The organism is Chitinimonas koreensis (assembly GCF_014353015.1).
Taxonomy (GTDB): Bacteria; Pseudomonadota; Gammaproteobacteria; order Burkholderiales; family Chitinimonadaceae; genus Chitinimonas; species Chitinimonas koreensis.
This window is the reverse complement of sequence record NZ_CP060704.1, coordinates 4,195,084-4,216,344: the sequence shown is the minus strand read 5'-3', so window position 1 is coordinate 4,216,344 and position 21,261 is coordinate 4,195,084. Positions and strand designations below refer to the sequence as shown.

The window sequence follows — 21,261 nt, the reverse complement described above, 5'->3', positions numbered from 1 at the left end:
TCGGCGCGCGGCGGCGGCCCGACTGTAGGAGCGGCTTCAGCCGCGAATGGAGCGTGAACGGTCGCATTCGCGGCTGAAGCCGCTCCCACATGCGCGCTACGGCCTTTACCGCGGAGGACGCGGAGGATGCAGAGGGCCCAGAGGCCGGGCTAGGGAAAGCGGTTTCCCCCGCGTCCTCGGCGTCCTCCGCGGTGAAAAAGAAAACGCCCCGCATCGCGGGGCGTCTTCATCGAACCTGCTGACAGCCGCATCAGCCTTGCTGCTGCTGTGCCGCTTCCACCGCCGCCAGCGCCGTCATGTTGACGATGCGGCGCACCGAGGCGGTCGGGGTCAGGATGTGGACCGGCTTGTCCACGCCGAGCAGGATCGGGCCGATGGTCACGCCGTCGGCCGCGCTGACCTTGAGCAGGTTGAACGAGATGTTGGCGGCGTCGAGCGTCGGCATCACCAGCACGTTGGCCTCGCCCTTGAGCGTCGAGTCGGGCATCACCATCGCGCGGATCAGGCCCGACAGCGCGGCGTCGCCGTGCATCTCGCCGTCGACCTCGAGTTCGGGCGCGCGGGCGCGGATCAGCTCCAGCGCCGAGCGCATCTTGATCGAGGTCGGCGAATCGACCGAGCCGAAGCTCGAGTGGCTCAGCAGCGCTACCTTGGGGCGATGCCGAAGTTGCGCACCGTCTGCGCCGCCATCAGTGCGATCTCGGCGATCTGCTCGGCGTTCGGATCCTGGTTCACATAGGTGTCGGTGATGAACACATTGCCCTTGGGCAGGATCAGCGCGTTCATGGCGGCGTAGGTGTGCGTCTCGGGCTTGCGGCCGATCACCTGGCAGACGAAGTCGAGGTGTGAGTGGTAGTGGCCGTAGGTGCCGCAGATCATCGCGTCGGCCTCGCCGCGGCGCATCATCAGCGCGCCGATCAGCGTGGTCTTGCGGCGCACTTCGCGCTTGGCGAATTCCTGGCTCACGCCGCGCCGCTTCATCAGCTGGTAGTACTCGTTCCAGTATTCGCGGTAGCGCGGGTCGTTCTCGTTGTTGACCAGCTCGAAATCGACGCCCGGGCGGATGCGCAGGCCGAGCTTCTCGATGCGCATGTCGATCACCGCCGGCCGGCCGATCAGGATCGGATGGGCCAGGCCCTGGTCGACGATCTCCTGCACCGCGTGCAGCACGCGCTGGTCCTCGCCCTCGGCGTAGACCACGCGCTGCTTGGCCTTCTTGGCGGCCGAGAACACCGGCTTCATGAACAGGTTGGACTTGTAGACGAACTGCAGCAGCGATTCGTGGTAGGCCGCCATGTCCTCGATCGGCCGGGTGGCGACGCCGGAATCCATCGCCGCCTTGGCCACCGCCGGCGCGATCTTGACGATCAGGCGCGGGTCGAACGGCTTGGGGATGATGTAGTCGGGACCGAAGGTCAGCGACTGGCCCATGTAGGCGTCGGCCACGATGTCGCTCTGCTCGGCCATGGCGAGGTCGGCGATCGCGCGCACGCAGGCGAGCTTCATCTCGTCGTTGATGGTGGTCGCGCCGACGTCGAGCGCGCCGCGGAAGATGAAGGGGAAGCACAGGACGTTGTTGACCTGGTTCGGGAAGTCCGAGCGGCCGGTGCAGATGATGGCGTCGGGCCGCGCTTCCTTGGCCAGCGGCGGCAGGATCTCGGGATCGGGATTGGCCAGCGCCAGGATCAGCGGGTGGGCGGCCATGCTGCGCACCATGTCCTGCGACACCAGCTTGGGGCCGGACAGGCCGAGGAACACGTCGGCGCCGACCATGGCGTCCTTCAGCGTGCGGAACTCGGTCTTCTGCGCATAGCGCTTCTTCGATTCGTCGAGCCGGTCCCAGTCCTCGCGCTCGGTGTGCACCACGCCCTTGGAGTCGCAGGCGATGATGTTGGCCGGGTTCATGCCCAGCTGCACCAAGAGGTTGAGGCAGGCGATCGCGGCGGCGCCGGCGCCCGACACCACCAGCCGCACGCGGCCGATGTCCTTGTCGACGATGCGCAGGCCGTTGAGCACGGCCGAGGCGGTGATGATGGCGGTGCCGTGCTGGTCGTCGTGGAACACCGGGATCTGCATGCGCTCGCGGCACTTCTTCTCGATGTAGAAGCACTCGGGCGCCTTGATGTCCTCGAGGTTGATGCCGCCGAAGGTCGGCTCGAGCGAGCAGATGATGTCGACCAGCTTGTCCGGGTCGTTCTCGTTCACCTCGATGTCGAACACGTCGATGCCGGCGAACTTCTTGAACAGCACGCCCTTGCCCTCCATCACCGGCTTGCCGGCCAGCGGGCCGATGTTGCCCAGGCCCAGCACGGCGGTGCCGTTGGAGATCACCGCGACCAGGTTGCCGCGGGCGGTGTACTTGTAGGCGTTGAGCGGGTCCTCCACGATGGCGTCGCAGGCTGCGGCCACGCCGGGCGAATAGGCCAGCGCCAGGTCGCGCTGGCTCGACAGCGGCTTGGTCGGGGCGACCTGAATCTTGCCGGGGCGCGGGTTCTGGTGATATTCGAGGGCGGCACGGCGCAGTTCTTCATCCATCGTTGGGCTCCAACATCGGCTGTTTTTTGGTAGGTCTCGGGATTATATGCGCGGCGCGGGGCGGGACACTGTGGAAAGCCCCAGAACATGGCCTGCAGGCAGGCCCGGCGAGCCGTCCTTGCGCGCCAAGTCATTGAATCGGCTGGAGGCTCTTTGGGCCCGTGGCACCGTTACCTGCCGTAGTCCGGCACTACTGGATTACATTCCAAAGCGGTTTCAGGATGCGCTGTCCGCGGCCCATGCCGCGGGCTGGAGTGAGGCGGCGAGACGACCGGCCATCCGACCCGGCCGCATCGCCGCAGCCAGACAATAACGGAGACAACATCATGCAACTTCGCCATCCGCTGCTCGCGGCCGCCCTCGGCTGCGCGCTCGCCGCCGCGCAGCCCGCTTTCGCCGCGATCAACCCGAACCAGCTCGGCGCGCGCTACGACGCCGGCCAGACCAACGTCACCTTCAAGGTCTATTCCTCGCGCGCCACCCGCATCGAGCTGTGGCTGTACCAGAGCCCGAGCGGCGCGCAGGAAGTCGCGCGCTACACGCTGACCAAGGGCGCCGGCGACATCTGGAGCGGCGTGCTGCCGGTCAGCACGCTGGTCAATACCCACGGCATCACCGGCCCGATTTACTACGGCTACCGCGCCTGGGGGCCGAACTGGACCTACAGCAGCGGCTGGACCAAGGGCTCCTCGACCGGCTTCGTCAGCGATGTCGACGCCCAGGGCAACCGCTTCAACCCCAACAAGCTGCTGAGCGACCCGTACGCGCTCGAGCTGAGCCACGATCCGACCACCGCCAGCATGACCAACGGCACGGTCTATGCCAGCGGCGCGCTCTACCGCAATCTCGACAGCGGCGCGGTGGCGCCCAAGGGCATCGTGCTCAAGCCCGATACCCAGTCGATCGGCACCAAGCCGACCCGCGCCTTCAAGGACGACATCGTCTACGAGGCCCACGTGCGCGGGTTGACCATGAGCGACGGCAGCATCGCCGCCGCCTACCGCGGCACCTACAAGGGCGCCGGCCTCAAGGCCGCCTACCTGGCCAGCCTCGGCGTCACCGCCATCGAATTCCTGCCGGTGCAGGAGACCCAGAACGACACCAACGACGTCAGCCCCACGACCACCACCGACGACAACTACTGGGGCTACATGACGCTGAACTACTTCGCGCCCGATCGCCGCTACGCCTACGACAAGAGCGCCGGCGGCCCGACGCGCGAGTTCAAGGAGATGGTCAAGGCCTTCCACGACCAGGGCATCAAGGTCTACGCCGACGTGGTCTACAACCACACCGGCGAGGGCGGCGCCTGGAACCCGTCCGATACCGGCACCTACAACCTCTACAGCTACCGCGGCCTGGACAACCCGACCTACTACACCTTGACCGGCGACCTGCAGTCGTCCTGGGACAACACCGGCGTCGGCGGCAACTACAACAGCCGCAACACCGTGGCGCAGAACCTGATCGTCGATTCGCTGGCCTACTGGCGCGACACGCTGGGCCTCGACGGCTACCGCTTCGACCTCGCCTCGGTGCTCGGCAACACCTGCCAGCACGGCTGCTTCAACTTCGACAAGATGGATTCGGGCAACGCGCTCAACCGCATCGTGGCCGAGCTGCCGCCGCGGCCGGCCGCCGGCGGCAGCGGCGTCGACCTGATTGCCGAACCGTGGGCGATCGGCGGCAACTCCTACCAGGTCGGCGGCTTCCCGGCCGGCTGGGCCGAATGGAACGGCGCCTTCCGCGACGTGGTGCGCAAGGACCAGAACAAGCTCGGCAGCGAGGCGGTGACGCCGGGCCAGCTCGCCAGCCGCTTCGCCGGCTCGAGCGACCTGTACCAGGACGACGGCCGCAAGCCGTGGCACTCGGTCAACTTCATCACCGCCCACGACGGCTTCACCCTCAAGGACCTGTACGGCTGCAACGGCAAGAACAACAGCCAGGCCTGGCCGCTCGGCCCGTCCGACGGCGGCGAGGACAACAACAACAGCTGGGACCAGGGCGGGGTGGCGGCCGAGCAGCGCCGTGCCGCGCGCAACGGCGCGGCGCTGATGCTGCTGTCGGCCGGCGTGCCGATGGTGGTCGGCGGCGACGAATACCTGCGCACGCTCAACTGCAACAACAACCCGTACAACCTCGATTCGAGCGCCAACTGGCTGTCGTGGAGCTGGAGCGGCGACCAGACCAACTTCAACGCCTTCGTCCGCGGCCTGATCGCCTTCCGCAAGGCGCATCCGGCGCTCAGGCCGGCCGGCTTCTACTCGGCGGTCGACAACAACGGCAACGTGATGGAGCAGCTGCGCTGGTTCAAGCCGGACGGCACGGTGCCCGACGCGGCCTACTTCAATGACGCCAACAATCACGCGATCGCCTGGCGCATCGACGGCAGCGAGTTCGGCGACAGCGCTTCGGCGATCTACGTCGCCTACAACGGCTGGAGCGGCAGCGTGAACTTCAGCCTGCCCTGGCCCGGCGCCGGCAAGAGCTGGTACCGGGTGACCGATACCTGCAACTGGGCCGAGGGCGCCGGCCAGGTGCGCACGCCGGGCAGCGAGGACGCGGTGGGCGGCGAGTGGACCAGCTATGGGGTGTGCGGGCGCGGCGCGCTGGTGCTGATCGCCAAGTAGGGCATCGTCGCGCGGGAGAGGGCGGCCGGGCCGGCTGCCGTCTTCCCGCCGGCCCATCGTGGATGGGCTTTTCATAGGTCGGGCTTTACGCCCGACAGCGCCGCCAAAGGCCACTGTCGGGCGTAAAGCCCGACCTACGTCGAGTGCGCAATACGCGTCGTCCGGGCTGGCGAACGCTGCGATTCCGCCCATCCCACGGCTGAACGCAGGTTGGACTGCAGGTCGGACTTCAGTCCGACAGCGACGGCCGTCATGCCGCTGCCGTCCTGGAATCCGGCCCGCCGTTCACCGCAATGCGCGCAAGCGGCCGGAACGGATCGGGTACCCGGGCCGGCCGCTCCTGCAACTTGCTCGGCGACGCCCGGTCTGTCGATGGTCTGTTACCATTTATGTCCATTCCGCACGGCGGCCGTCCGCTGCCTGCGTCCACCTGCCAACCCTCCGGTTTCTGAATATGTCCACGAAAAGGAATTTCCCGGTGCTTCCGCGTCTTCCCGCCAGCGCGCTGCGCGCATTGATGCTCGCCCCCTGTTGATGCTGGCGGCCTGCCTGAGCGACAAGGAGCCGTCCTCCGCGCCGCCGAACTTCCAGGTGGTGGCCGGCGACGGCCAGGTGACGATCACCTGGAGCGAGGACCCGAGCCTGACCTACTGGGTGTTCAGCGCCGCGGCCGACAGCATCACGCCCGACAACTACAAGAACTTCCCGCAGGCCCGCGTGCTGTGGCCGGTGCATTCGCCGCTGGTCTACACCGGCCTGACCAACGGCACCACCTACGCCTTCACCATGAACGCCACCAACAAGGGCAGCGGTGCCGGCCCGGCCGCGCCGTCGATCGCGGTCAAGCCGCGTCCGAACGGCACCAGCTGGACCCCGGGCACGGCGGCCGGCAGCGCCGACCTGCGCGCGGTGACCTATGCCGGCGGTTATCTGGCGGTCGGTCTCGGCGGCGCCTTCTACACCAGCGCCGACGGCAAGACCTGGACCGCCGGCACCTCGGGCACCGGCGCCGCGCTCTACGACATCAACTACAACGGCGCGACCCTGACCGCCGTCGGCGAAAGCGGCGTGGTGCTGACCAGCAGCGATGCCAAGACCTGGACCGCCGGCAGCGTCGGCAGCTCGGTGAAGCTCAACAGCGTGACCTTCGCCGGCGCCCAGTTCGTGGCGGTCGGCGACGGCGGCGCGATCTTCACCAGCACCGACGCCAAGGCCTGGACCGCCCGTACCTCGGGCACCACCCAGAACCTGGCCAAGGTGATCTACGACGGCACGGCGTTCCGCGTCGCCGGCGCCGCCGGCACGCTGCTGTCGAGCACCGATGCGGTGACCTGGACCGTGCAGACCAGCAACACCACCGCCGATCTGCGCGACCTGGCCTTCAACGGCACCACCTATCTCGTGGTCGGCGCGGCCGGCACCATGCTGACCAGCAGCGACGGCACCGCCTGGACGGTGGCCACCGCAGTGACCCAGCAGGACCTCAACACCGTGGTCGCCGGCTCGCAGTTCGTGGTGGCCGGCGCGGCCGGCACGCTGCTCTACGGTGCCCCGGGCGGCTGGACCGTCACCTCGGCCGGCAGCACCGCCACGGTGTACGACCTGGTCCGCGCCGGCGCCGCCATCGTCGCGGTCGGTGCGGCGGGCAGCAACGCCTCGTCGATCTGATCCGATCGATCACGTCCGGCTCTGTGAGCCCGTCCGGCTCTGAGAGCCGGACTCGGACGCAAAAAAACACCGGGACATACCCGGTGTTTTTCTTTGGCCGCTGCCGGACTACATGTTCGGATAATTCGGCCCGCCGCCACCTTCGGGCACCACCCAGTTGATGTTCTGGGTCGGGTCCTTGATGTCGCAGGTCTTGCAGTGCACGCAGTTCTGCGCGTTGATCTGCAGCCGCGGCTGGTTTTCCTCGACACCGACGAACTCGTACACGCCGGCCGGGCAGAAGCGCTGCTCGGGGCCGGCGTAGACGTTCCAGTTCACCGCCACCGGCACGCTCGCGTCCTTGAGCCTGAGGTGGCTCGGCTGGTCTTCCTCGTGGTTGGTGTTGGAGATGAACACCGAGGAGAGCTTGTCGAAGCTGATCTTGCCGTCCGGCTTCGGATAGTCGATCGGCGGGCAGTCGGCGGCCGGCTTGAGGCTGGCGTGGTCGGTCTTGCCGTGGCGGAAGGTCCACGGCAGGCGGATGCCGAGCGAATGGCACCACATGTCGAAGCCGCCGTAGATGGTGCCGCCCACAGGCCGAACTTGCTCAGCGCCGGCTTGACGTTGCGCACCTTGTCCAGGTCGTCCCACACCCACGACGAGCGCAGCTTCTGCGGATAGGCGACCAGCTCGTCATGGCCGGCGGCGCCGCCGGCCAGCGCGTCGAACGTCGCCTCGGCCGCCAGCATGCCGCTCTTCATGGCGTTGTGGCTGCCCTTGATGCGCGGCACGTTGACGAAGCCGGCCGAGCAGCCGATCAGCGCGCCGCCCGGGAAGACCAGCTTGGGGATCGACTGCAGGCCGCCCTCGTTGATCGCACGGGCACCGTAGGCGATGCGCTTGCCGCCCTCGAAGACGCCGCGGATGGCCGGATGGGTCTTGAAGCGCTGGAATTCGTCGAACGGGCTCAGGTGCGGGTTCTCGTAATTGAGGTGCACCACGAAGCCGACCACCACCTGGTTGTCGTCGAGGTGGTAGAGGAAGGAGCCGCCGCCGGTGGCGCTGCCCAGCGGCCAGCCCTGCGAGTGCATCACCAGGCCCGGCTGGTGGCGGCTCGGGTCGACCTTCCACAGCTCCTTGATGCCGATGCCGAATTTCTGCGGATCGACGCCGTCGCGCAGGTCGAATCGGGCCTGGAGCTCCTTGGCCAGCGAGCCGCGCACGCCCTCGGCGATCAGCGTGTACTTGGCGTGCAGCTCCATGCCGCGCGCGTATTCGGGCTTGTGGCTGCCGTCCTTGGCGATGCCCATGTCGCCGGTCGCCACGCCCTTGACCGAGCCGTCGTCGTGGTACAGCACTTCGGCAGCGGCGAAGCCGGGATAGATCTCGACGCCCAGCTCCTCGGCCTGGCTGGCCAGCCAGCGGCAGACGTTGCCCAGGCTGACCACGTAGTTGCCGTGGTTGTTCATCAGGGGCGGCAAGAGGAAATTGGGAATGCGGTAGCTCTCGTCTTCCTCGAGCACCAGGAAGCGGTCTTCGCTGACCGGCACGTTGAGCGGCGCGCCGCGTTCCTTCCAGTCGGGGAACAGTTCGTTCATGGCGATCGGGTCGATCACCGCGCCCGACAGGATGTGGGCGCCGACCTCCGAGCCTTTTTCCAGCACGCAGACGCTGACCTCGGAGCCTTTCTCGGCCGCCAGCTGCTTGAGGCGGATCGCGGCGCTCAATCCGGCAGGGCCGGCGCCGACGATCACCACGTCGTATTCCATGAATTCGCGTTCCACGGGGTTGTTTCCTCGCTGTCGTTATTGGCGCGATCGGGAGCGCCACGGGAAGATGAATCGCCTAATGATGCGGGACGGTTGCCGTTAACGTCAAAAAACCAAGCGCTTGATCGATATGCCGGCATTGCTTGACTGGCCGACCTGCCCGGCCTGATCGAACGGTGTAGGCCTGCTGCTGCCCGCATCCCCGACCGCCAGGCGTATCGATGATTGGATGGACGGAGAGGCCGCCGAACGGCGGGCGACTACGTCGCCCGTAGGAGCGGCTTCAGCCGCGAATCGTTGCCGCACCGCCGGCGCCATTCGCGGCTGAAGCCGCTCCTACAGCACGGTCCTGGTCCGCGATATGCGCGTGGACGGCGGCTTCAGTTGCCGTACTACCGGGGCCATTCGCGGCTGAAGCCGCTCCTACACAGTCCTGTTCCGCGAAGGCGCGCGTGGAGGGCCGCTTCATTCCCATCCTAGCCCGGCCAGCGCGTCGCGCCAGCGCTGGCCGATCCGCCGCGCCGCGCCGAGCACCTGCTCGCGCGCGGCGTCGGGCCGCTTGCCGCCGCGGTAGGCCATCATCACCTCCCAGTGCCACTGGGGCAGGTCGGCGATCGCCAGCGGCACCAGCGTGCCGGCCGCCAGCTCGGCCAGCACCGCGATGGCCGGCATGAACACGATGAAGCCGTGCTCCAGCGCCAGCTCGCGCGCGGTGGTGGCCGGCTGGTTGCTGTGCAGCGGCAACGGTGCGCGGCGGTGCTGGCGGATCAGCCGCACCAGCTCCTCGGCGTCGCTGCCCCACCACTGCGGCGAGATGCGCGCATCGGCGATCTGCGCCAGCTCGAGCGGGCCGGCCTGCGCCAGCGGATGGTCGGCCGCCACCAGCGCGACGATCGGCGAGCGCGCCAACGCCTCGAGCTGGATGCCGGTGATGGTGGGGCGGTTGAGCACGAAGGCCAGCTTGAGCCGGCCGCTGAGCACGCGCTCCATCAGCTCGGGCGAGTGGTCGGTATGGCAGAACAATTCGACCGGCGCCTCGGCCAGCGCCGCCACCAGCGGGCTGAACACCAGCGAGGCCAGCGACGGCGGGCAGCCCACCCGGGCTTCGGGCAGCGCCGGCGCGCCCTGGATCGCGCGGCGGCCGCCGTCGAGCTCGGCCAGCGCGCGCCGCACCGATTCGAGGTAGGTCAGGCAGGCCGGCGTCGCCACCGCGCCGCGGCGGTGGCGCTGGAACAGCTGGGTGCCGAGCGCCGCCTCGAGCTGGGCGATGCGCTGGCTCACCTGCGGCTGCGACCAGCCGCGCGCGGCGGCGGCCTGGCTGAAGCTGCCGCGCTCGGCCACGTCGGCCAGCAGTTCGAGATCGCTGATCATCAAAGACATAATCGATGCTTATAACAACTATAAGCCTCCATCGTATTCCGGTATGGCAGGCGCTGCCACACAATGCGGCCATCCGATTCACGCCCCGCGGGGACCCAAGCATGCGCCCGACCCGACTCGCCGACCTCGAAACCGACCGCCTGCTGCTGCGGGCACCGACCGATGCCGACCTCGACGCGGTGTTCGCCGTGTTCTCCGACCCGGCCACCCAGCGCCACAACCCGGCCGGCCCGCTGGAAAGCCGCGAGGCGGCCGGCCACCTGCTATGGCGCTGGCAGCTGCATTGGGCACGGCACGGCTTCGGCATGTGGGTGGTGTGCCGCCGCGAGGCGCCCGAGCAGGTGCTGGGCTTCGGCGGCCTGTCGTGGCGCGACTATGGCGGCGAGCAGCGGCTCAATCTCGGCTTCCGCCTGCGACCGGCCGCCTGGGGCCAGGGGCTGGCGACCGAACTGGGCCAGGCCGCGCTGGCGCTGGCTTTCGGCGAACTGGGACAGGACGAGGTCCATGCGCTGGTGCGCCCCGACAACCTGGCGTCGCGCCGTGTGCTGGAGAAGCTCGGCCTGCGCGGCGTCGGCGAACTCAGCGACTTCCCCTGGCTGCCGGCCAGCCTGGTCTACCGGCTGGGGCTCGATTGCCAGGCCGGCCACCCGTTGGCATCGGCGCCGCTGCATGCGCGGGCCGATGCCGGCCTGCGTACGGCCGGCCGGCCCGAGCGGACGCGCGGCAAGACTGTGCTGGCCGCTTGATCGCCCGGTGCGGGCGATCCGCCCGCCACGACGAACCCATCCTTCGCGATACGCTGGATGGGTTCGTCGCTTTCGACTTCCGTAGCGGTTTCGGCCCGCATATCCCATTCAGCAGTCGGTGCTGATCACCGTCCGCCCTTCATCGTGCGCATCGCATCGCCGTCAGCGTCCGGCCCGCCGCAACATCGCCCCTGGATTGAACAGATCGGCCGGATCGAGCGCCGACTTGATCCTCTGCATCAGCCGCCGCTCGACCGGATCGTGATACTGCTCGGCCGCCGCCAGCCGCAACCGGCCGATGCCGTGCTCGGCCGAGAAATCGCCGCCGTAGCCGCGCGCCAGCGTGTACAGCGTGGCATTGGCGGCCTGCTCGCAGGCCGCGAGCTGCGCCGCCGCCGCGGCTGGCAATTGCAGGTTGTAGTGCAGGTTGCCGTCGCCGACGTGGCCGAACACGATCGGCTGCGCATCCGGCAGCGCCGTGGCCAGCCGCCGCTCGGCCTCGGCCAGGAAGCCGGGCAGGGCGGCGATCGGCAGCGACAGGTCGTGCTTGATCGCCGGGCCGGCGCGCTTCTGCGCCGACGGGATGTGCTCGCGCAACGCCCAGAAGCGCGCACGCTGCGCCAGGTCCTGCGCCACCGCGGCGTCGGCGGCGGCCGCCAGCAGGTCGAACAGGCGCTGCTGCAGCACCGCGTCGTCCTCGCTGCCGGCCAGCTCGATCAGCACCGTCCAGGCCGGCGCCGTGCCGAACGGCGAGGCCAGCTCGGGATGCTGCCGCATCACCAGCTCGAGCGCGGCGCGGTTGATCAGCTCGAAGGCGGTCAGCACGTCGCCGGCGCCGTCCTGGGCGCGGGCGAACAGCGCTGTCGCGGCCTGGGCATCGGCCAATGCCACCAGCGCGCAGGCCTGCCCGCGCGGCCGGGGCCATAGCCGCAGGCTGGCCGCGGTGACGAAACCGAGCGTGCCCTCGCCGCCGATGAACAGCTGCTTGAGGTCGTAGCCGACGTTGCGCTTGCGCAGGCTGTGCAGGCCTTCGTAGATCTCGCCGTCGGGCAGCACCGCCTCGATGCCGAGCACCAGCTCGCGCATGGTGCCGTAGCGCAGCACCTGGGTACCGCCGGCATTGCTGCCGACCAGGCCGCCGAGCATGGCCGAGCCGGCCGAGGCCAGCCACAGCGGGAACAGCCGGCCGGCCTGCTCGGCCGCCTCGCGCAGCGCGACCAGCGTGCAGCCGGCCTCGGCCACCAGCGCATGGCCGACGGCGTCGACGGCGCGGATCCGGTTCAGCCGGTCGCAGCCGAGCAGCACGGCGCGACCGCCCGCGTCGGGCGTCTGGCCGCCGACCAGGCCGGTATTGCCCGCCTGCGGCACGATCGGCACGCCGTGTACCGCGCACAGCCGGACGGCGATCGCCGCCTCGGCCGCGCTGGCCGGCAGCAGCAGCGCCTGGGCGCGGCCGTGCAGGCGTCCCAGCGGGTCGGCCAGCCGCGGCGCCAGCCGCTCGGGATCGGTACAGACGGCAGCGGCGGGCAGTCGGCTGCGCAGGGTGTCGAGGAAGTCGCTCATGCGGGGCCAGGGTGGGAAGCGGTTGGGCCGCGGCCCCGCGCGGGCGGCCGGATGCTGCATCATGGCCGCTGCCGGCGCCGGCCGCCAGCGCGGTGGGTAAAACGGCCGCGCATGCCGCGCCCCGCTTGTAACTGGGGCAAAGTGTTCTAGTCTCGAATAGCCTGTCCGCGCGCCCCGGCCGCGGCACGGGCAGGCACGCCGCAGCCACGGCGGGCGATGAACACGAGAGCCCGGCGTCGAAGCGGGCAGTGCCGGCTGCAGCCATGCGGCCGGCCTCCGAGGAGAATCGGATGGATGCGCAGCGCAGCCCGCAGCCTGGCGGACCGCCTCCCGACAGACCGTTGCCCGGCGGAACGGGGCCGCGCCCGGCCGGCATCGGGCCTGCCGCACCGCGCCGGCCGCTCGGCCGGATTTGCGACGCGGCGTGATGGACGAGCGCATGGACCGCACCCTGCTCCTCGTCGACGACGAGGCCAACATCCTGTCGGCGCTGACCCGGCTGTTCCGCCGCGACGGCTACCGCATCCTGTCGGCCGGATCGGGCCGGGACGGGCTCGAGGTGCTGCGCGCCAACCCGGTCGGCGTGATCATCTCCGATCAGCGCATGCCCGGCATGACCGGCACCGAATTCCTCAGCGAAGCCAAGATCCTGCAGCCCGAGAGCGTGCGCATCGTGCTGTCGGGCTACACCGAGCTCAACTCGGTCACCGATGCGATCAACCGCGGCTCGGTGTTCCGCTTCCTCACCAAGCCGTGGGAGGACGAGCTGCTGCGCGAGCAGGTGCGCGACGCCTTCGGCCACTACGAACTCAAGATGAACTGCGCCCGTCTGTCGGACGAGCTGGTGCAGAAGAACGCTGCGCTGGAGGACATCCGCCGCCAGCTCGAGGCGGCGCTGGCCGAGGTGCGCAGCGAGCGCGACTTCGGCATGTCGGTGCTGAGCGTGACCCAGCAGGTGCTGCACCAGGCGCCGGTGGCGATCGTCGGCTTCGCGCCGGACGGCACGGTGGCGGTGTGCAACCGGCTGGCGACCACGCTGTTCCCCGCGCTGTGCGCCGGCTCGGCGCTGCGCCAGGCGCTGCCGGCGGCGTTGCTGGCGCTGCTCGATACCGGCCACGCCGCCGGCCGCTACCGCGCCGACGACGGCAGCGAGCAGGTGTTCCAGCTGAGCCCGCTGCTGGCCGGGCAGGCCACGCTGGGCCATATCCTCACCCTGGTGCCGGCGCCGGGCGGCGCCGGCGCGGAGACCGCCCCATGAGCGGCAGCGATTTCGATTACCCGCCGGCCGCGCGCGACTGGCTTCTGCGCTACGGCGACAAGCTGCCGCAATTCAACCCGGCCTTCGCCAGCCTGGTCGGCCAGGTGTCGTGGGAGCACGGCGACATCCAGGTGCTCGAACGGGTGGTGGCGGCCGATCCGGGCAGCGTGGTGCGGCTCTTGCGAGTGGCCAATTCGCCGTTCTTCGGGCTCAGCAAGCAGGTCGACACCATCCAGGGCGCGCTGACCGTGATCGGCCTCGCCGCGGCGCGCAGCATGCTGATCCGCGGCTACCTGCTCGACACCTTCGGCGCGGCCGACGACGACGTGCTGGCCAACGATTTCGTCATGCACTGCATCGTCACCGGCGTCGCCGCGCGCCTGCTGGCCGCCGAAGCCGGCGTGGCGCAGGACGTGGCGCTGATCGCCGGCATCCTGCACGACGCCGGCAAGCTCCTGATGGTGATCTACGCCCGCTCGCTGGTCGAACGCATCTACGCCGGCGAGTCGACCGGCGACGACGATTCGTTCGAGGACGAGATCGCGCTGTTCGGCTTCGACCACGCCGAACTCGGCGCCTGCCTGCTCGATCACTGGGCGCTGCCCGAGCCGATGGTGCAGGCAGTACGGCGCCACCATCACCGCGAGCTGTGCGTGACGCCGCTGGAGCGCACGGTATTCGCCGCCAACCGGGTGGCCGACCACCTGATCGCCCGCCGCGGTGCGCAGGATCCGGCCACGGCACAGGCGCGGCTCGACGAGCTGGCGATCGACCCGGCCCGGCTGGCCTGGCTCGAGGAGCGGGTCGACGCCGAGCTGTCGCTGATGTTCGCCATGAACCGCGCCGGCCGGCCGGGCGGCTGAGCCGGCGCGGCGGCTCAGCCGCCCCGCCGGCGACCTCTGCTGGAGGATCAGGATGGAGCTATTCAGGAAGCTGGCGGCGTACAAGCGGGAAAGTCCGCTCGGCTGGAAGGTGCTGGTCCACATCGTGGCGTTCAACGCGGCGATGGCGCTGGTGCTGTCGGCCATCCAGCTGGTCGTCGACTACCACTACGAGACCGGCCAGGTCGACGGCCGGATCGAGGAATACCAGCGCGTCAACGCAGCCAGCATCGCCTCGGCGCTGTGGAACTTCGACCGCACCCAGATCGACGCCCAGTTGCGCGGGTTGCTGCAATTGCCGAACGTGGAATACGCCAGCGTGGTCGACAACCGCGGCAGCCTGGTCGGCGAGGCGGGCGAGGGCATCGAGCTCGACAAGACCACCCTGCACCGGATTCCGCTGATCCATGACGGCACCAATCTGGGCGAGCTGCGCGTGCACGCCTCGCTGCGCGACGTCTATGCCCAGGTTGCCGGCCACGCCATGGTCATCCTGCTGACCCAGACGGTGACGCTGCTGTTCGCCTCGGTCTTCGTCCTGCTGATCTTCAACCGCCTGGTCAGCCAGCCCTTGGCCCGGTTGGCGCGGCAGGCGCGCCACACCACCATCCACCAGCTCGACCGGGAATGGTCGCTCGAACGCCGCGGCGCCGCCGAGGACGACGAGCTCAACGTGCTGGTGCGCGCGATGAACCAGATGCGGCTGACGCTGCGCGGCGAGGTGCAGGCGCTCGAGCGGACCAAGGAGGCGCTGTCCGAGAGCGAGGCGCAGAACAGCAGCCTGATGGCATCGAGCAACGTGGTGCCGTGGATCGCCGAGGCCGGCGACTGGCGGCTCACCTTCATCGGCCCGCAGGCCGATGCGCGGCTGGGCATGGATACCGCGGCCTGGATCGGCGGCTCCTCGCTGCTCGAGCATATCCATCCCGACGACCGTCCGCGGCTGCTGGAGCGGGTGGCCGCGGCGCCCGACGGCCAGTTCGAGATGGAATGCCGCTTCGTGCGCGCCGACGGCGACGAGTGCTGGATCCATCTGCAGGGCGCGCGCAAGCAGGGGCCGGCCGGGCAGGCGCTGTACCAGGGTTATCTGCAGAACATCGACGTGCGCAAGACGGTGGAATTCGAACTCGACGCCTACCGGCGCGGGCTCGAGACGCTGGTGTCGGAGCGCACCTCGGCGCTGCAGCAGCAGAACGAGGCGCTGGCCCAGCTCAACGCCGAGCTGCAGGCCGCCCAGAGCCAGCTGCTGCAATCGGAGAAGCTGGCCTCGATCGGCCAGCTGGCGGCCGGCGTGGCGCACGAGATCAACAACCCGGTCGGCTACGTCTCGTCCAACCTCGGCTCGTTGTCGACCTACGTGAAGGACTTCCTGTCGCTGATCGCGCAGTACGAGGTGGTCGAGGCCAAGCTGCCGAGCGAGGCGCAGCAGACGGTCGAGGCGGTCAAGAACCGCATCGACCTGCCGTTCCTGCGCGACGACGTCGACGACCTGCTGACCCAGTCGCACGAGGGCCTGCTGCGGGTGAAGAAGATCGTGCAGGACCTCAAGGACTTCTCGCGCATCGACGGCGAGGACACCTGGCAGAAGGCCGACCTGGTGGCCTGCCTCGAGAGCACGCTGAACATCGTCAACAACGAGCTCAAGTACAAGGCCGACCTGGTGCGCCAGTACAGCGCGATCCCCGAGGTGACCTGCCTGCCGTCGCAGCTGAACCAGGTTTTCCTGAACCTGCTGGTGAACGCCGGCCACGCGATCGACGGCGCGCGCGGCACGGTGACGGTGCGCACCGGCAACGACGAGCGCATGGTGTGGGTGGAGATTTCCGACAACGGGCGCGGCATCGAGCCCGAGATCATCAACAAGATTTTCGATCCCTTCTTCACCACCAAGCCGATCGGCAAGGGCACCGGGCTCGGGCTGTCGATCTCCTACGGCATCATCAAGAAGCACAACGGGACGATCACGGTGCAGAGCGAGGTGGGGCGCGGGACGACTTTCCGGGTGGCTTTGCCGATCGAGCAGCCGGAGGCGGCTTGAAGGGCGGCGGCCAGCAAGGCCGCGATCAGGAGGGCACGCAGGTTCATGGTCGGCTCGCATTCGGCAGTTGCGGCAGGGCCAGGACGGTGCGTCCGGCGTCGATCCGGGCGATCAGCGCGGCGAGGCTGCCGCTGTCCTGGATCTCCCCGCGGGAGCGCTGGCCTGTCACGTCGAGCGTGTAGGCGATGCGGTTGCGCTGATCGTAGGTCGGGTATGAAACCCGACCTACGATCAGCAATGCCCATCAGCATTACCGATCAGCAATGCCCCGGCGCAGCCGGGGACATGCAGGGAACGTATCGATTTCAGCTCATTTCGAGCCGATTCTCGCCGGCCTCAATCGCTCTCCCGCTTCAACCCCAGCATGTGGTACTCGGCGATGCACACCGACTGCCATCCCTCTTCGGTGCCGTCGTTCTCGCTGCCCACCAGCACCGGGTCGTAGAAGCGGTCGACCGTTTCGGCCAAGATTTCGCGGTACTGGTTGCCGCCCCACAGGTAGAGCCGGCGCTTGCCGCCGCTCCGGCGGATGCCGCCCGAGCCGTAGGCGCCGGCCGCGATCGACACCCAGTCGGCGGCGGTGCCGACCTGGTGCGGCGTGCGCGTGTAGTTGCCGGGGCCGTAGCCGTCGGCGCGGATGGTGCCGGTCTTGCCGTAGTCGTTGTTGCCCCAGGCCCAGACCTGGCCGTCGTCGGTCAGTGCGACGATGTGCTGCGGGCCGACGGCGACCTGCACCCAGTTGTGGTCCTGCGTGGCCGGCGGCCGGAACGGGGTGGTCGCGGTGGTGTTGTGCGGCGGCGCGTCGGTGCCCAGCACGCCGTAGCCGTTGTAGCCCCAGACGTAGAGATGGCCCTGCGCGTCGATCGCCGCGCCGTTGTATTGGCCGATGGCGGCATATTTCCAGTCGCTCGCGCTGCCGATCCGCTGCGGCGCGAGCGGGCCCGAGGTGTTGCCCTGCGCCAGCTGGCCGTAGTCGTTGCGGCCCCAGGCCCATAGCGTGCCGTCGCTGCGGATGCCGATGCTGACGTTGTTGGCGGCGTCCACCATCAGCCAGCTGCTGCCGTCGTCGACCAGTTGCAGCCGGCGCACGTCGTCGCCGAGCGCGCCGAGGCCCAGCGCCTGGTCGTCGCGCGTGCCGGCCACCCATAGACGGTTCCGGGTGTCGATGGCCAGCGTGTGGGCGTAGCCGGCGGCGGCGTAGCGGAACTTGACGTCGCCGGCGATCGCCTGCGGCACCTGCTGGCGGCTGTCGCTGCTGCCGCTGCCGACCTGGCCGCGGTCGTTCAGGCCCCAACCCATCAGGTGACCGCTGTCGAGGATGCCGATCGCGTGGTGGTTGCGGCTCGACAGCATTTTCCAGCGGTGCTCGGAGGCCAGCAGGGCCAGGTCGGTCAGGTTGCCCTGGCTGTCGTTGCCGAAGTCGTAGTAGTAGCCGTAGCCGCGGCCATAGGCCTCGCCGACGGCGGGATTGGCGCCGTTCGGGCCGTTGCCGCCGCCGCTGTCCGGCCCGCCGGTCGAGCCGCCGGTCGAGTTGCCGCCCGAGTCGCCGGACGAATTGCCGTAATGCGCCTGCACGGTCGGCGCACTGGCCGGCGGGTTGCGGGCGTCGTCCTGCACCACGTAGCCGACTTCGAACGGCGCGGCGCCGCTGGCGGCCTCGGCCTGGGCCAGGATGGCCGGCGGGATGGCGATGGCGACCGGCTTGCCGACCTCGGCCGCGGCGACGCGGTGGCTGGCATGGTCGGCGGCGGCGCCCCAGCGCACGGTGATCAGGTCGAGCTCGGCCATGCCGGCGTAGGCCGGTACCACCAGGCTGATGCCCTGGGCGATATCGTTCGCAGAGATGCCGCCGGCGATGCCCGGCGGCAGCTGGGCGGCGGCCAGCACGGCGGGGAAGTTGCGCTTGACGCGGATGACGGCCGGCTGGGTCTCGGCCTGCTTGCCGTTGACGAAGCAGATCTCGGCCTTCACCTGGTAGCGGCCGTCGGCCAGCGTGAATTCGGCGGCCGGGATTTCGAAGAAGGCGGTGCCGTTCTGCAGATCCTGGCTGCTCAGCGAGCACTCGCCCAGGTCCTGTTCGCTGCCGAGCGCGTCGGTCCAGGCCAGCGTGATGTCGTCGTGGGATGGTTGGCCGATGTGAGCGCCAGCGTGGCGGTCACGCTGCGGATCACGTCGGCGTTGTTGAGCCAGTGTTCGGCCGGGCTGCCGGTCACGGGTTTGCGTGCGGCCTGCGGGAAGACGACGGGGACGGTCTTGAAATCGGTCATGGCGGTTTCCTCCTGGGTTGTCGAAGCGGAGCCGCTGGCGAGGGGCGCCGAACCGGTTCCGCAAGCGCCCGGATCGTGCCGCCGCTGCTGCTTTTAGGTATGGGTGCTGCAGTTTGCCGCTGTGCCGGGATGGATTCCGGCGGGGTTGGCCAGGCCGGGCGGCGGCGAAAACCCGCGCCTGCGAGGGAGGCGACGGACCTTCGGCGGCCGCCGCCCGGCCTGGACTGTCACGGCTTGGTTTCTAGGCTGGATCGGTCGAACACACCACGAGGCCGGACGAACGGTGCACGCCCGTCCGGCCGCGCAGCGGCCACCTCACACTTCACCTTTCACGTTTCACGGCCTCAGTGGTGCCCCTGCGCCGTACCGCCCTTGCCGTCGGGCAGGGCGATGCGGATGTTCTGCATCATCCCCTGGTCCTCGTGGTCGAGGATGTGGCAATGCAGCACGAAGTCGCCGATGTAGCGCTCGTAGCGGGTGCGCACCACCACTTTGTACATGCCCTTCTGCGCGTCGGGCGCGCCGCCGGGGAACAGGTTCTTGATCCACAGCGTGTCCTTCCACACCCCCTTGAGGCCCGGGTATTGCGCGTCGTCGCCGTCGACCGCGTCCGGCTCGCTCACGTCGCGGCCGTCGGGCGCGGTGATCTTGACGATCTGGAACGGGTTGACGTGGATGTGGAACGGATGGCTGACGAAGTCCGAGGTCAGCGTCCATTCGTCGACGCCGCCGAGCTTGAGCACCCGGTCGATGCGCGAGCCGTCGTACGGCCGGCCGTCCACCTCGAACAGCGCGGTGTTGGGCAGCGAGGTGTCGATGTTGAAGACCAGCGTCTGGGTGCCGGTCACTTCGCCCGCGTCGATGGTCTTGTGCGGCACGAAGCTGGTCAGCTTGAGCCCGTCCTGCAGCTCGCCGATCACCTTCTGCTGCACGCCGGCCGGCATGTTCACCCGGGCGGCGGCCACCAGCTGGTTCTTCAGGTAGGTGGTCGTGTCGCCCTGCACCTGGGTGCCGGCCTGCACCGCGATCACGCCGAGCAGGCGGGCCGACGGCGCCGAGCGGTCGATGGTGGCGGCGACCTTGACGTCGTTGATCAGGCAGTAGTCGCCGGCGTCGGGGAAGGTCATCAGCGCGTCCCAGCGGTAGCCCGGCTGGAACACCACGGCCTTCTTGTTCATCACGCCGGCCAGCGTCAGCCCGTCGGCGGCCACCAGCGGCACGGTCAGCTCGGGACCGGTGCAGTATTTCTTCACGTAGTCGTCGGTGTCCTCGGCCTTGAGCCCGCCGACGCCCGGCGCGTTGCGGTCGCGCAGGCGCACCTTGACCGCCAGCGTGTCGCGCACGCCGGCGTGGATCATGCGCCAGCGCTCGACCCGGCCGGCCACCGCGCCGGTCAGTTGGCCGAGCACCACGCCGTTGATGCTGGTGTAGCGGCCCGAGTCGCTCCAGGTGCCGGGGCCGAACTGGTCGTAGCCGCTGATCTCGCCGACGTCGCCCGGATCGCACTTGTAGCGCTGGTCCTTGGGATTGGGCTGCTGGCCCGGCTCCGGATCGTTGCCGTAGGTCTTGATCTGGCCGTCGAGCGGCCCGCCCTTGAAGCGGCAGGCGTACTGGATCTGCTGGAACACCAGGGTGCGCTCGGGGAAGGGCGCGGCGGCGGTCGGCTTGATCAGCGTGTCGAGGTCGCCATTCTCGGTCGCGGTCGGGGTGCGCGTGCCGCGCACGATCAGCGCGCCGGCCATGCCGCTGGAGACCTGCAGCGCGGTCGAGCCGTGGCGGTGGGTGTGGTACCAGAAGGTGCCGGCCGGGTGGGTCGGCGGGATGTTGTATTCGTACTGGAAGCCGACGCCGGGGTTGATCGACACCAGCACGTTGTCGCTGTTGCCGGCCGGGTTGATCCACAGCCCGTGCGAATGCAGGTTGGTGCCGTTGAAGCAGTGCGGGGTGTTGCCGCTGCCGCCCTGCTCGCCGCAGGTGGGGTCGGCCGGCAGGTTGTTGTTGAGCTGCACGCGCACCGTCTGGCCCGGGTAGGCCTCGATCAGCGGCGCGACGTAGGAGGTCTGGCCCGGCGGTCCCCATTGCGTCGACGGCTCGATCGAGTGGGCCGGCTCGCCGCTGCCCGGCACGTAGCTGCGCAGCTGGACCTTGTCGTAGGCGATCTGGCCCGGCGCCTCGACCGAGGGATTGCGGATCCAGCCGTTGAGGTACTGGATGTCGAGGTTGAAGGCCACTTCGCGCTGCACGCCAGGCTCGAGCTCGCGGGTCTTGGGCATGGCCATCAGGTTGAGCCGCGGCGCCGGCTTGCCGGCCTTGAGCAGCGTCGCGCCGGCCGGTGGGGCGGCGGTAGCGCGCAGCACCGGCGGGTTGGGGATCTGGTCCGGTTTGGCGTCGGCGGCGTGCAGCGCGGCCGGCGCCAGGCCGAAGCCGGCGGCGCCGAGGCTGGCCAGCAACAGTGCGCAGCGTCGGCTCGGTGAATCGTTCCGGTCTTTCAACATCGCATCCTCCCATGTCAGTTATCGTCTGGTCCGCCGGTCCGGCGGTGCAGCG

At 69.3% G+C, this 21,261-nt stretch carries 12 protein-coding genes and 2 pseudogenes; 6 read left to right on the top strand and 8 right to left on the bottom strand.

Translation table 11 applies throughout. The annotated features are described in order from the left end of the window. Window positions 1-250 precede the first annotated feature (250 nt). Window positions 251-2,535: pseudogene (locus H9L41_RS17755) on the bottom strand (NADP-dependent malic enzyme). A 326-nt stretch (window positions 2,536-2,861) separates the two neighbouring features. Here H9L41_RS17755 and H9L41_RS17750 point away from each other — a divergent pair. Together H9L41_RS17750 and H9L41_RS17745 are read left to right on the top strand one after the other, a co-directional pair. Continuing rightward, window positions 2,862-5,165, top strand: coding sequence for a glycogen debranching protein (locus H9L41_RS17750; protein ID WP_028445287.1), 2,304 nt, complete (start codon window positions 2,862-2,864; stop codon window positions 5,163-5,165). A gap of 534 nt (window positions 5,166-5,699) precedes the next feature. After that, entirely contained in the window at window positions 5,700-6,833 is a 1,134-nt protein-coding gene (locus H9L41_RS17745) for a beta propeller repeat protein (RefSeq protein WP_051318812.1), read from the top strand. A gap of 108 nt (window positions 6,834-6,941) precedes the next feature. Here H9L41_RS17745 and H9L41_RS17740 read toward each other — a convergent pair. Together H9L41_RS17740 and H9L41_RS17735 are read right to left on the bottom strand one after the other, a co-directional pair. Then, a pseudogene (locus H9L41_RS17740) lies at window positions 6,942-8,581 on the bottom strand (electron transfer flavoprotein-ubiquinone oxidoreductase). 465 nt (window positions 8,582-9,046) lie between these two features. After that, window positions 9,047-9,961 carry a LysR family transcriptional regulator gene (locus H9L41_RS17735; protein ID WP_028445285.1) on the bottom strand — a complete coding sequence of 305 codons (915 nt, stop codon included), beginning with the start codon at window positions 9,959-9,961 and terminating at the stop codon, window positions 9,047-9,049. 101 nt (window positions 9,962-10,062) lie between these two features. Between H9L41_RS17735 and H9L41_RS17730 the strand changes: the two genes are divergently transcribed. Continuing rightward, a complete protein-coding gene (locus H9L41_RS17730) occupies window positions 10,063-10,707 on the top strand; it encodes a GNAT family N-acetyltransferase (protein ID WP_084299958.1) in 645 nt (214 codons plus the stop codon). 162 nt (window positions 10,708-10,869) lie between these two features. Here H9L41_RS17730 and H9L41_RS17725 read toward each other — a convergent pair whose 3' ends face one another. Beyond that, window positions 10,870-12,270, bottom strand: coding sequence for an FAD-binding oxidoreductase (locus tag H9L41_RS17725; protein ID WP_028445284.1), 1,401 nt, complete (start codon window positions 12,268-12,270; stop codon window positions 10,870-10,872). Window positions 12,271-12,709: 439 nt separating this feature from the next. Here H9L41_RS17725 and H9L41_RS17720 point away from each other — a divergent pair, with 439 nt between their 5' ends. Genes H9L41_RS17720 through H9L41_RS17710 form a run of 3 tightly spaced genes read left to right on the top strand, consistent with a single transcriptional unit; the run spans window position 12,710 to window position 16,447 of the window. Continuing rightward, complete coding sequence (locus tag H9L41_RS17720) at window positions 12,710-13,528, top strand: response regulator (protein ID WP_157461890.1); 819 nt, start codon at window positions 12,710-12,712, stop codon at window positions 13,526-13,528. Then, on the top strand, window positions 13,525-14,391 hold the full coding sequence (locus tag H9L41_RS17715; RefSeq protein ID WP_028445283.1) for an HDOD domain-containing protein: 867 nt from the start codon (window positions 13,525-13,527) through the stop codon (window positions 14,389-14,391). The genes H9L41_RS17720 and H9L41_RS17715 overlap by 4 nt, the downstream gene beginning before the upstream one ends. Window positions 14,392-14,443: 52 nt before the next feature. Further along, a complete protein-coding gene (locus H9L41_RS17710) occupies window positions 14,444-16,447 on the top strand; it encodes an ATP-binding protein (protein WP_084299956.1) in 2,004 nt (667 codons plus the stop codon). Window positions 16,448-16,490: 43 nt separating this feature from the next. Here the strand turns inward: H9L41_RS17710 and H9L41_RS17705 are convergent, their stop codons facing one another. The 4 genes from H9L41_RS17705 to H9L41_RS17690 all read right to left on the bottom strand — a co-directional run bounded on the left by H9L41_RS17705 (window position 16,491) and on the right by H9L41_RS17690 (window position 21,209). Then, window positions 16,491-16,685, bottom strand: a complete 195-nt coding sequence (locus tag H9L41_RS17705) for a hypothetical protein (RefSeq protein WP_028445282.1) — start codon at window positions 16,683-16,685, stop codon at window positions 16,491-16,493. A gap of 98 nt (window positions 16,686-16,783) precedes the next feature. Further along, window positions 16,784-18,418: an RCC1 domain-containing protein gene (locus H9L41_RS17700; RefSeq protein ID WP_187523513.1), complete on the bottom strand. Its 1,635-nt coding sequence runs from the start codon at window positions 18,416-18,418 to the stop codon at window positions 16,784-16,786. An 80-nt stretch (window positions 18,419-18,498) separates the two neighbouring features. Beyond that, on the bottom strand, window positions 18,499-18,714 hold the full coding sequence (locus H9L41_RS17695; RefSeq protein WP_187523512.1) for a hypothetical protein: 216 nt from the start codon (window positions 18,712-18,714) through the stop codon (window positions 18,499-18,501). Window positions 18,715-19,058: 344 nt separating this feature from the next. Next, the gene (locus H9L41_RS17690; RefSeq protein ID WP_084299954.1) at window positions 19,059-21,209 is read right to left on the bottom strand and encodes a multicopper oxidase family protein; all 2,151 of its coding nucleotides are present in this window, start codon (window positions 21,207-21,209) and stop codon (window positions 19,059-19,061) included. Between the last annotated feature and the right edge of the window lie 52 nt (window positions 21,210-21,261).